The organism is Roseinatronobacter sp. (assembly GCF_051859525.1).
Classification (GTDB): Bacteria; Pseudomonadota; Alphaproteobacteria; order Rhodobacterales; family Rhodobacteraceae; genus Roseinatronobacter.
This window is the reverse complement of sequence record NZ_JBHYFM010000001.1, coordinates 199,899-211,658: the sequence shown is the minus strand read 5'-3', so window position 1 is coordinate 211,658 and position 11,760 is coordinate 199,899. Positions and strand designations below refer to the sequence as shown.

The 11,760-nt window shown below is 58.0% G+C and carries 11 protein-coding genes and 1 tRNA gene; 5 read left to right on the top strand and 7 right to left on the bottom strand.

Annotated features, from left to right (window positions below):
• Positions 1–120 precede the first annotated feature (120 nt).
• The gene (locus tag ACTIE1_RS01040; protein WP_439560233.1) at positions 121–690 is read right to left on the bottom strand and encodes a TIGR00730 family Rossman fold protein; all 570 of its coding nucleotides are present in this window, start codon (positions 688–690) and stop codon (positions 121–123) included.
• Between the two features lie 119 nt (positions 691–809).
• Here ACTIE1_RS01040 and ACTIE1_RS01035 point away from each other — a divergent pair, with 119 nt between their 5' ends.
• Both ACTIE1_RS01035 and ACTIE1_RS01030 read left to right on the top strand, forming a co-directional pair.
• The gene (locus ACTIE1_RS01035) at positions 810–2,066 is read left to right on the top strand and encodes a LysM peptidoglycan-binding domain-containing protein (RefSeq protein ID WP_439560234.1); all 1,257 of its coding nucleotides are present in this window, start codon (positions 810–812) and stop codon (positions 2,064–2,066) included.
• Positions 2,067–2,172: 106 nt separating this feature from the next.
• Positions 2,173–4,026, top strand: coding sequence for an ABCB family ABC transporter ATP-binding protein/permease (locus ACTIE1_RS01030; protein ID WP_439560235.1), 1,854 nt, complete (start codon positions 2,173–2,175; stop codon positions 4,024–4,026).
• 36 nt (positions 4,027–4,062) lie between these two features.
• On the opposite strand, the gene galU is transcribed toward ACTIE1_RS01030, so the two are convergent.
• Positions 4,063–5,031, bottom strand: coding sequence for a UTP--glucose-1-phosphate uridylyltransferase GalU (gene galU / locus ACTIE1_RS01025; protein WP_439563225.1), 969 nt, complete (start codon positions 5,029–5,031; stop codon positions 4,063–4,065).
• A gap of 19 nt (positions 5,032–5,050) precedes the next feature.
• A tRNA-Thr gene (locus tag ACTIE1_RS01020) sits at positions 5,051–5,126 on the bottom strand.
• 174 nt (positions 5,127–5,300) lie between these two features.
• Between ACTIE1_RS01020 and ACTIE1_RS01015 the strand changes: the two genes are divergently transcribed.
• Positions 5,301–6,176, top strand: a complete 876-nt coding sequence (locus ACTIE1_RS01015) for a hypothetical protein (protein ID WP_439560237.1) — start codon at positions 5,301–5,303, stop codon at positions 6,174–6,176.
• A 117-nt stretch (positions 6,177–6,293) separates the two neighbouring features.
• On the opposite strand, the gene ACTIE1_RS01010 is transcribed toward ACTIE1_RS01015, so the two are convergent.
• Positions 6,294–6,551, bottom strand: a complete 258-nt coding sequence (locus ACTIE1_RS01010) for a DUF2312 domain-containing protein (RefSeq protein ID WP_439560238.1) — start codon at positions 6,549–6,551, stop codon at positions 6,294–6,296.
• A gap of 200 nt (positions 6,552–6,751) precedes the next feature.
• Between ACTIE1_RS01010 and hpaR the strand changes: the two genes are divergently transcribed.
• Positions 6,752–7,234, top strand: a complete 483-nt coding sequence (gene hpaR / locus ACTIE1_RS01005; protein WP_439560239.1) for a homoprotocatechuate degradation operon regulator HpaR — start codon at positions 6,752–6,754, stop codon at positions 7,232–7,234.
• Positions 7,235–7,368: 134 nt separating this feature from the next.
• On the opposite strand, the gene ACTIE1_RS01000 is transcribed toward hpaR, so the two are convergent.
• The 3 genes from ACTIE1_RS01000 to ACTIE1_RS00990 all read right to left on the bottom strand — a co-directional run bounded on the left by ACTIE1_RS01000 (position 7,369) and on the right by ACTIE1_RS00990 (position 10,562).
• On the bottom strand, positions 7,369–8,580 hold the full coding sequence (locus ACTIE1_RS01000) for a beta-ketoacyl-[acyl-carrier-protein] synthase family protein (RefSeq protein WP_439563224.1): 1,212 nt from the start codon (positions 8,578–8,580) through the stop codon (positions 7,369–7,371).
• Complete coding sequence (locus ACTIE1_RS00995; RefSeq protein ID WP_439560241.1) at positions 8,577–8,864, bottom strand: acyl carrier protein; 288 nt, start codon at positions 8,862–8,864, stop codon at positions 8,577–8,579. Before ACTIE1_RS00995 ends, ACTIE1_RS01000 begins: the two co-directional genes overlap by 4 nt.
• 150 nt (positions 8,865–9,014) lie before the next feature.
• Positions 9,015–10,562, bottom strand: a complete 1,548-nt coding sequence (locus ACTIE1_RS00990) for a L,D-transpeptidase family protein (protein WP_439560242.1) — start codon at positions 10,560–10,562, stop codon at positions 9,015–9,017.
• Positions 10,563–11,054: 492 nt separating this feature from the next.
• Between ACTIE1_RS00990 and ACTIE1_RS00985 the strand changes: the two genes are divergently transcribed.
• Positions 11,055–11,624, top strand: coding sequence for a YcbK family protein (locus ACTIE1_RS00985; RefSeq protein WP_439560243.1), 570 nt, complete (start codon positions 11,055–11,057; stop codon positions 11,622–11,624).
• Positions 11,625–11,760: the final 136 nt, after the last annotated feature.

Here is an 11,760-nt window from a genome sequence, read left to right as displayed (position 1 = left end):
GACGCGGTTTTCTGCGGCCATGTTCCGCCCCTTGGGGCAAACCGAATGTCCGTGTCACGCCAGCGCCACGCTTAGGCCAAGTGTTTCACACCAGCCCCCGCCACCTTACGGCACCCTGTTTCAGGACATCAGGCTGTTAAAATGGGCATCCAGCGCCTGCCCCGCCGTGTCAACCGTGTCAACAACGCTGAAAAAACTGCGCACATTCGCCTCGGCGAAACCGTGATCGATCACATGATCGATCAGGCTGGCAAGTGGTGCCCAGTAGCCCTGTGTATTCAACATCAAGATCGGCTTCTTGTGCAGGCCAAGCTGGCGCCAGGTCAGCACCTCAAAAAACTCATCCAGTGAGCCCGCACCGCCCGGCAACACGACAATCGCATCGGAATTGGTGAACATCACCTTCTTGCGCTCGTGCATGGTCTCGGTCACGACCAGTGTTGACAGGGATTGCCTGCCCTGTTCGGCCTGCATCAGGTGGGTGGGAATAACCCCGAAGGTCGGCGCGCCGCCTGTTTGCGCTGCGCGCGCCACCTCGCCCATGATGCCGATATCGCCCGCGCCATATACCAGCCGCCAGCCGCGCTGCGCGATCAGCTGGCCCATATCACGGCCAGCTTGCACATATGCCGGATCATTTCCCGCGCGCGCACCACAAAAAACACAGACGGACCGGGGTAAAACGGACATGCAACGCCACCTTTTGTCGGTTTTCTTTTGCCCTGCGATACCCTGCTTGGTATGGTCATGCAAGGTAAAGGCGGCGTTCGACATGGACCACAGGACCATTCACGCCCAAGGGATCGATCATGCTGAAATATCTACCCAAAGATACGCTGGCACAATGGGCCGTGGGTGCTGTTGCAGTCGCGGGCGCGGCGTCGGTGGCCTATATCGTGATATTTCCGCCGGATTCTACGGAACCCGAAGCGCTGCCGCCGCGCCTTGGTGCCACATCAGAACCGTTTGTCGCGGATACCCCCGCTGCGGAACCTGACGCGGATATGCGCATGGCCATGGCCGAGCAGCACAACGATGCAGCGCCGCGTTTCGATCTGGTGCGCGTGACCGATATCGGTGATGTGCTGATTGCCGGCAAGGCCCCCCCCACCAGCACAGTCGCCGCCCTGATTGACGAGGCGCAGATTTCCCAGACCATCAGCACGGCCGCAGGTGAGTTCGTGATGATGTTCGACCTGCGCCCCAGTGCGGTTCCGCGCATTCTGGAACTGGAAGTGCATCTGCCCAGCGGGCACCGCGTGCGCTCGCAGGATACGTTGATGCTGGCACCGCGCAGCGAATTGCTGGTCGGGCAACGGGACACGGACGGCACCACCTATCCGGTGCACAGCGCACAACAGGTCGAGACAGCGCCGCTGTTTCCCGAACTTGCGGCATCGCCCCCGCCACGTCCACAACTGGACAGTGGCACGGAAACAGCCGGACTGCCCGCATTGCCGGAAATCGCGGACACCCCCGACATGCCATCAGGCGAACCCGCCATCGCACAGGCACAAACACAGGATATGCCCATGGCGATCCTGATGCGGTCTGACGGCAGTGTGCAGGTTCTGGGCGAGGCCGCGCGCCTGCCCCAGACGCAAAGCACCGGAAATGTCGTGGTAGATAGCGTCGTCTATGATGCCGAGGGGGAAGTGGCTGTTGGCGGGCGCAGCCAGTCTGCGGGAACCGAGATCCAGATATATCTGGACAACCAGCCCATCATCCGCACCCGCGCCAGCGCCGATGGCAACTGGCAGGCACAACTGGCAGGGATCGAACGCGGCGTATACCGGCTGCGCGTTGATGAACTGAACGACGCATCACAAGTCGTGTCCCGCGCCGAAATTCCCTTTGAACGGGTCACACCGCAGATTGCGCGCGACAGCGATGGGCCGCAGGCGCTGATTGTGCAACCGGGCAACACCCTTTGGGCCATGTCCCAAGCCCGTTTTGGTGACGGACAGCGCTATATGCGGATTTTCGACGCCAATCGTGACCAGATCCGCAACCCTGACCTTATATTCCCCGGTCAGGTATTCATCATTCCACCGCCCGAGGGGTGACTGCGCCCATTGCCCGCGTATAGGGGGCGACCGGTTGCAGGAAACGCAACTGGTCAATCCCCACAACTGTGACTAGATTGCGCGCAGACAAGAACGAAGGCACATCATGTCACCATCTTATCGTGCGCCAGTCTCGGGCCAGACTGACGGCGCGTCGACTTCTGGAACCCCGTCCAGCGGTTTACGCATTATCCGGCGTGTTATCCCCTATCTGTGGCCCCAAGGCGAGGGCTGGATAAAACGGCGCGTTGTGCTGGCGCTGGTGATGCTGGTTGTTGCCAAACTGGTCGCGGTTGGGACGCCGTTTTTCTACAAGGCCGCTGTTGATGCCCTGGCGGGCGAAGGGGCGGCGTGGATGCTGGCGCTTGGCGCAGTGGGCTTGACCGTCGCCTATGGCGTGGCGCGCCTGATGGAAATCGCCTTTCAGGAATTGCGCAATGTGTTGTTCACCCGCGTCGGGCAGCGCGCGCTGCGCAAACTTGCGCTGGAAACCTTCGCGCATATTCACAGGCTGTCCTTGCGCTATCATATCACCCGCAAGACCGGCGGCCTAAGCCGGATTATCGAACGCGGCGTCAAGGGCGTGGAGTTCTTGCTGCGCTTCTTGCTGTTCTCGATTTTTCCGCTGATGCTGCAGCTTCTGATGATCGCGGTGATCTTCTTCGTGATGTTCGATGTCTGGTATCTGGCGGCTGTCATCGCAACAATTTCGCTATATGTGTGGTTCACATTCCGCATTACCGAATGGCGTGTGAAACAACGCCGCGAAATGAACCGGCAGGATACAGATGCCAACCAGAAGGCGATTGACAGTCTGCTGAACTTTGAAACGGTCAAGTATTTCAACGCCGAAGACATGGAAGCGCGCCGCTATGACAGCGCAATGGCACAATACGAGACTGCTGCGGTTGCCACCAACTATTCCCTTGCCTTCCTGAATTTCGGGCAGGCCTTTCTGATAACCACAGGCTTGGTGGTGGTGATGGTCATGGCCGCGGTCGGCGTGCAGAATGGCGCGCTGACGGTGGGCGATTTCGTGCTGGTCAACGCCTATATGATCCAGATCACAATGCCCCTGAACTTTCTGGGCACCGTCTACCGAGAGATCCGGCAGGCGCTGGTCGATATGGGCGAGATGTTCGACCTGCTGGACCAGCCCGCAGATGTGACCGACGCACCGGATGCGCGCCCCTTGCAGGTATCGGGGGGTGAAATAAGGTTTGAACAGGTGCAGTTCGGATATGACCCTGCGCGTCCTATCCTGAAGGGGCTGGACCTGACGGTGCGCGCCGGACAGACTGTCGCGGTTATCGGGCCGTCGGGGTCGGGAAAATCAACGATCGGCCGCCTGTTGTTCCGGTTCTATGATGTGACCGGCGGGGCCGTCTTGATTGACGGTCAGGACCTGCGCAGCGTGACCCAGTCCAGCCTGCATGCGGCAATCGGTGTGGTCCCGCAAGATACAGTGCTGTTCAACGACACCATTGCCTATAATATTGCCTATGGCCGCGATGGCGCCACACAGCAGGACATCGAGGATGCAGCGCGTGCAGCGCGCATTCATGATTTCATCTGTTCGCTGCCCGAAGGCTATGACACGGCAGTCGGCGAACGCGGGCTGAAGCTGTCGGGCGGGGAAAAACAACGGGTCGGCATTGCACGGACCTTGTTGAAAAACCCGCCCATCCTGCTGCTGGACGAGGCCACATCGGCGCTGGATACAAGAACCGAACAAAGCATTCAGGAAAGCCTTCGCCAGATGGGCCAAGGGCGCACCGTCATTACGATTGCACATCGGCTGTCGACGGTCGTGGATGCCGACCTGATTGTCGTACTGGATGACGGGCATATCGTGGAAACAGGCACGCATAACCAGTTGTTGGCACGCAATGGCCAGTATTCGGAAATGTGGGCGCGGCAGCGAGCCGATACCCCCGATACCCAAGGCGCAACCCGTTAGGCGCAGGCCAGTTTATGCGCTGGCCTGCGTGGATCGTTATACCTGATCGGCCTGAAGTTTCTTGCGCATCAGCGCAAGCAGGAAGTCACGGTATTTCGGATCATCCAGCGCGACGTCCAGGATCGCTTCCAGATAGCCATGCTTGGACCCGCAGTCGAAGCGGTGGGACTGGTTAACGATGGCGGAAACCTTGCCCTGTGCGGCCAGAATGTCGATCGCATCCGCCAGTTGAATTTCACCACCCGCCCCGGGTTTCAACTCTCTCAGGATCGCGAACACCTCGGGCTGGAACACATACCGGCCATAAGACGCAAGATTGGACGGCGCATCTTCCAGCTTCGGTTTCTCGACCAGTCCCTTGACAGCCAGCGTGCCGTCCGCCTGCCTGTCACCGGGCCGCAGAATACCGAATTTAGACACGTCCTGTGGCGCAACCTCGCCGACCGAAAGCAATGTTTGCGGCTTGGCCTGATACGCCTTGATCAATGCTTCTGTCGGCAGTGGCGCCCCTTTCATGAAGTCGTCGGCCAGTAGCACCGCAAAAGGGGCATCGCCCACAGCGGGCGCGGCACATAGAACCGCATGCCCAAGGCCCAGCGGCGCGGGCTGGCGCACAAACAGGCATGACACACCTTCGGGAACGATGTTACGGACCATGTCGCGCATTTCGGTCTTGCCGGATTCCTGCAACTGGTTTTCCAGTTCAAGATTGGCGTCGAAATGGTCCCCGACCGCGCGCTTGTTGCGACCCGTCACAAAAATAAGCTCGGTTACGCCCGCTGCGACGGCTTCTTCTACCGCGTATTGCACAATCGGCTTGTCAATAATCGGCAACAATTCTTTTGGCATCGCTTTGGTTGCGGGAAGAAAACGTGTTCCAAGGCCCGCAACAGGAAAGACGGCTTTTGTGATTCGTGTCTTCAAGGCGTGATCACCTCCTACATCCGGGGTTGACGTTGCAATGTCAGATACTGGGCGCTTACGCCTGAACCTACAACCCTGCACATGTAAGGAAATCTTGAAATGGTGCCGGCTGAGGGACTCGAACCCCCGACCTTCGGTTTACAAAACCACTGCTCTACCAACTGAGCTAAGCCGGCCACTTGCGCCTCTATTATTTGCTATCGCAGCAATTCTCAACACCGTTTTTATCTATAGGCCCGCAAAACACAAATTTTCTGTCAGTTCGGCGTGTCTAACGATTTTCGTCTCATAAGTGACTAAAATCTGACATAGTTTTAGGTAAAACCGTTCTCAGAACAGGGGGTTTGTAAATGGATATTGCGTTACACTTGGGCGCTCACCTGACAGATGAAGGCCGGTTGCTGCGGTGTCTGGCAAAGAATCGCGCCTTGCTGGCAAAGCAAGGCATCGACGTGCCGGAGCGCGCAAATTACCGTGATTTGCTGCTTAAACTTGTGGCATCCCACCCCGAAACCCCCATCGCACCCGATACCGACCAGCTTATTCTGGATGCTGTGGTTGAAAACGACGACGCAAAACGCGTGATTCTGTCCGACCCTGACCTACTGGCATGGCAGGGGGGCGCTGTGCGCAGCGCGCATTTCTATCCCGCCGCGCCGCAACGCCTTGCTGCATTGCGCGATTGCTTCAAAGGGCATGATGTGACGCTGTTTGTTGCCATACGCAATCCCGCATCATTTCTGCCTGCACTGCTCGACAGGGTGAAGCGGGGGCAAGCGGAAAAGATCCTCAACTCTGTCCAGCCGGAAAAACTGCGTTGGTCCGCATTCGCCCAGGCACTTCAATCGGCATGGCCAGAGGCGAAACTGACAATCTGGTGCGACGAGGATACGCCCTTTATCTGGCACAGGTTGCTTCAGGTTGTGGGGGGGTACACACCGGATACACCGGTCACGCACAGCTTTGAATGGTTCGATGAGGTGATGGTGCCGGGCGGGGCTGCGAAGCTTGAACACTATCTGACAGCGGCCCCACCTGTGGATGACACGCACAGGCAACGGGTGATTGGCGCGTTCCTTGACAAGTTCTGCGATGAAGCAAAGATCGAGGTGGATGTCAGCGTCGCCGGCTGGAGTGAGGAAAAAGTCGATCTTCTGTCGGAACTTTATGAAGAAGATGTCATTACACTTGCGTCAATGGGCGGTGTCACCTTCATTCAGCCCTGACGAGATTTCATAGGCCCGAACCTGTGGGTTTCAGTGCCGGAGCTTGCGATCAGGCAGCCTTGGAAACGGGGCACCGCGACGACCGGCAACAGGCGCGCGCGCAGTGCCCGTGAAGTGTCAAACCATGCCAAGGGCGGCTTTGTACAAATCAAGGACCGCTTCTTCCTCGGCAATCTCGTCGGGTTTGCGTTTACGCATGGCAATGATCTTGCGCAGGACCTTGGTGTCATAACCCCGCCCCTTCGCTTCGGCCATAACTTCTTTCTGTTGGTCGGCTATGTCTTTTTTCTCGGCGTCCAGATGTTCGAAACGCTCGATAAACTGGCGCAATTCGTCAGCGGTCACGTTATACGCATCATTGGAAATGTCGGTCATTGTCGGTCCCCGTTCTGGGCTGGTTCACAGTTGCGCTGTGATGCCCAATCCGGCCTACAGGCGCAACCCCTGACACCGCAACGCTATCGTGAATTCCTGTATTCCGGAAAAGGCGCGATTTGCCGCAGCTGCAAAATAATTTTCATTTTGAAATATCCGGCAGTCTTGATAAGGTAGCAAAAATACAGACAGGCGGAGTAATGCACCAGACACCCGAACGCGACCTGCGCAAATTTGAGAAATCCCTTCCCATAGCCCTGTTGCGCACGAGAGAGGCGACGACGCGGCTGTTCAAGCCCTTTATCGACGACCATGATCTGACCATGCCGCAATGGCGGGTTCTGCGCGCCCTTGCGGAAGCGGACGCGCTTGATGCGCGCACATTGTCTGAACGGTGTGTAATTTTGCCGCCATCCCTGACGCGTATTTTCCGCGCCATGACCCAGCGGGGCCTGATACGGCAAGTCGCCTGCGCAGATGCCCGACGGCATATGGTCGCGGTGACAGAGGAAGGGCGTGCCTTGTTCGAGCAGGTTCTGGAGGAGTCAGAGCCGGACTATATGCGTTTGGCAGGGGCATTCGGACCGGAGCGTCTGGATTTGCTGCTGGACCTTCTGAACGAGTTGCGGGACACGGCACAAGGGCTGGTGGATTCCCCCGCACAGCCCGCCCCGAAAGAATAATCGCGCGGCCCAAGGCATGCGGCAAAGTGTTTCGATCATCACGACCGCGCCGGAACACTTTTTTCCATTTTCTGCCGGACACTTAGGCTAGAGCGTGTTGCGCAAAACCGGTTCCCACTTTTGAGCAACATGCTCTAGGCATACCGGCGCAGAACAAGCACAGCATTCAGCCCGCCAAACGCAAAAGCATTGCTGATTGCGACATTGATGCGCACCTGCCTTGCGTCATTTGGCACCGGATCGGGCACGCAGTCGGGGTCAAATTCACTGTGGTTTATGGTCGGTGCGATGCAATCCTCGTTCAGCGCCATCAGGCAGGCCAGCAGTTCGACCGCGCTGGTCCCCCCGATAATATGGCCATGCATAGACTTGGTGGACGACACCGGAAGTGTGTCCAGACGCGCGCCCATCACCTTGCGCAGCGCCTGCGATTCAACCCTGTCATTCGCTGCGGTTCCCGTGCCATGGGCATTCACATATCCCACATGGTCGGGCGTGACCTGCGCATCGGCCATGGCGGCTTGCATGGCGCGGACCGGCCCGTCAACATCGGGCATGACAATATCGCCCGCATCCGCGCTTAACCCGAACCCTGCGACTTCTGCCAGAATATTTGCGCCGCGCTTGCGGGCATGTTCCAGTTCTTCGAACACGAAAACACCGGCCCCTTCGCCCTGAACCATGCCGGTGCGATCACGCGAGAAGGGGCGGCATGTGTCGCGCGCCATGACGCGCAGACCTTCCCATGCCTTGATACCACCGAAGCCCAGCATCGCCTCTGACCCGCCGGTGACCATGACATCGGCCATACCGCAGCGCAGCATCTGGAACGCCTGCCCCATCGCGTGATTGGCCGATGCGCATGCGGTGGACACCGTGAAGGCTGGCCCCTTCAGTCCCAATTCCATCGAGATATGCGATGTTGCCGCATTATGCATCAGGCGTGGCACAACGAACGGATGCACGCGGTTCTTTCCTTCGGCATAGACAGTGCGGTAATTGTCATCGACAGTCAGGTTACCGCCGCCCGCAGTTCCCATGATCACACCCGCACGCAACCCCAGCGCTTCGTCAATATGCAATCCGGATTGCGCGACCGCCTCGCGCGCGGCAACAAGCGCTAACTGCGAAAAACGGTCCAGCAAAGGAAGTGTATTGCGGGTAAAATGCTGCGCCGGATCGAGACCGGAAATCTCCGCGCCGATTTGCACGCTTAGGCGGTCTACGTCACGGCAGCTTAGCGGTCCAATGCCGCAACGCCCTTCGCGCATGGCAGCAAAGGTTGCGGCCACATCCGGACCCAGCGCGTTCACCGTGCCGGAACCTGTTATGACCACGCGCCTCATGCGGCTTGTCTGGCGATCAGCTTTTCAACCTCTGATATGATCGCGCCGACCGATGAAATATCGAATCCTGTCTGGTCGGGCGCGTTGGCATTGAAGGGAACTGATATATCGAAGGCTTCTTCTATGCCGAAAATGCACTCGACAAGCCCGAGACTGTCCAGGCCGAGTTCTGCCAGAGACATCTCCATCCGAACCTCGGAGGTGTCGACCATCGCCTGTTCCGCGATGATGTCAATCACGCGCCGCGCCGTCTCATTGGTATTCTGCATATAGTCCAGTCCCATCGGGAACACTCCATATCGTGGCAGATATGTTCCATATCACGACAGAATGTAACAGCTTCGCAACAGAGGGCAACTCAAATCAGTTTGAGTCACCCGCGATTCAGGCAATCAGGGGACCTGCATACCGTATGCCAGACAGCTGGCCCTTCGTCAGCTTCTGACACCCCCGTTGACCGCACCTGCGCGTTCCAAGGCGTCAAAGATACGCGCATCACGGCCATACATATCCTCGCGGAAGTTCAACTCGCCACGGACATTGGTGAAGGCGGTGCGATAGACCAGATGAATCTGAACCGGATCATCCAGATAAACGCGGGTCTGTTGTCCGGTGTTCAGCACTGAATGATACAGCCGACGCGGATCATCGCTTTGGCGGGACAACAATTCATAGGCGAAATCACGCGGGTCATTCAGCCGCACACAACCAGACGAATGGGTCCGCACTGTCGTATTGAACAGATGACGTTCAGGTGTGTCGTGCAGATAGATTGCATAGGGGTTCGGGAACATGAACTTCACCTCGCCCAATGCATTCGTAGGTCCCGGCGGCTGGCGCACGTTGAAGGGAAAGTTTGCTGGCGTGTAGCGCGCGAAATTTATCGCTTCGCGGGGAACGACACGGCCTTGGGCGTCCACGACTTGCAGATGCCGCGCCCCGCCCGATGCCAGCGCCCCCCAATAGGACCGCGCAATAATGGATCGCGGCAGCGTCCAGTCAGGGTTGATTTCCAGATAGGTCATCCGGTGGGAAAATTCGGGGGTCTGCCGGTCACCGGCCTGTGCCCCGACAACCGCGCGTGTTTCAAAGGTTACCTGATCAAAATCGACAATCTGTGCGCTGTAATCCGTAAGATTGACCCAGATATGACGGTCACCGCGGGGAATGTTCAACCACCGCTCGCGCTCCATGGCGACGACAACGGATTTCAGCCGCTCTTCCGGGCTGACATTCAGCGCCCGAATGGTCGCCGGTCCCGCGATTCCATCGGCATCGATGCCGTGATTTACCTGAAAATTCAGAACTGCTGTTTGCAAGGCCGCATCGTAGCTGGCTGCCGCCGAGCGATCCAGATAGCCCATCGCGATCAGCCGGTTCCGCAAGGCGATGACCGCGTCGCTGGACGTGCCCGGTGTGAAGCGCACATCCGGCACGCGCGGCCCCCACCCACCAGCCGCGACAACCTGCTCAAGGCTTTGCTTCGCACGGAAAAGCCGCGAATATTCCGGCGCGGTCGGGGCAAGGTTGCGTATGAACGCTGCGGGCGGCGCCTCCGCAAATTCGCTTAGCAGCGTTTCGGCATCAGGCCGCGGCAATTCGCGCACAAAATTCCTGTCAATCCTGCCGGGATCGATAACGCCGCTTGTCAGGTCTGTTGCATAGCGCAGGAATACACGCGTGACCTTCGCTTCCAGTAAGGCGCGGTCACGCTCGCTCTCGACGGCATCGAAGGCAGCAAGTACCGCAGGAAGATCATAGCGGGAGGCAGGCAAGCCGTGATCGCTGGCGCGCGACAAGGCATTGATCAGGGCGGTGCGCCGGTCCGCATGTTCAGCGCCTGTCCAGATTGGCGCGAAATCGCGCGCGCGATAGAATGCCGAAACCCCGCTATCAAACGACGCCCCTTCGGCCAGTGCCTGACGAAAGGCCGGAAACTGCTGTGCAGCAGCGGGCAACGCGCCCCCTGCCCCAATGGCCATAACCAGACACAATCCGCAGACGCCGGAACAAAGCCTTGATAGCAAATTATTGACAAACAATGCGCACCTCCTGCGGGGAATCATAAATTGGTGATCACAAGGGTGGCAAAATACCGCCGATCAGGTCCATTCACAAGGCTGCGAGCAGGCTACTTCAAGGGACCGTGTGTTGCTTTAAGGTTTCTTTTAGCAAACCCTGTCAGGGTGATGGTATGAAATGTGCAATTGTTCCGACCAGAATGTCGCCTGCTGATGAAACTACCGTGACGGGTGCGCCGACGCTATTGGCAAGTTTCCGCTTAGTTTTATGCAGCCATGGAACCAATCCGCGATCTTTGCTTGGGTTGATGCGCCAAATGTGGCACAAAGCTGACAATATCGATACATGCCATGTGAATTGTCCACAAATTCAAGAAGGGACAGCGCAGGTATGGGGAATATCGGTTCATAATAAAAATGACCGTCAGGACAGGAAAAGGGACAGCCATTCAGATGACTGAGAGCGATTCCAGCCGGATAACACGCCGTTCAATTCTTGGTGCTTTCGCGGCAACCGCGATTTCTGCAGCCCCGTTTTTCCCGGGTGTGACAGCCTATGCACGCGGGTCGGGCGACATTCGCAGATTGCATTTCTACTCTGGCAGAACGGGCGAGCGTATCAACCTTATCTATTGGATTGACGGAAGCTACATCCCCGAGTCGCTGGCCGAGATTAACCATTTCTTCCGCGACTGGCGCAACAATGCCGTGCACGGCATCGACACCCGCACGATCGACTTTCTTGCGGCGGCGCATAACATGCTGCGGGTGAACGAACCCTATATGCTGTTGTCCGGCTATCGTTCGCCGCAAACCAATGCAATGCTGCGCGCCCGCTCGCGCAATGTGGCGCAAAACTCCTTGCACCTGACGGGCAAGGCCGCAGATGTGCGCCTGCAATCGCGTTCGGTCTCGCAGATTGCCCGCGCAGCGGAAGCCTGCAATGCCGGGGGCGTTGGCCGTTACTCCGGGTCCAATTTCGTGCATTTCGATTGTGGTGCGAACCGCAGCTGGGGCCGCTGATCGTTCTACGCATTTCCTGCGGCCAGATTATACGTCCGCATCCCGACCTTAAGGCGCACGGTTTGTGCGCCTTTTTCATGTTGTGACCGCCCCCCACTCATATTTTCGCCGCATTACTGTACTAACTTGTCTATAG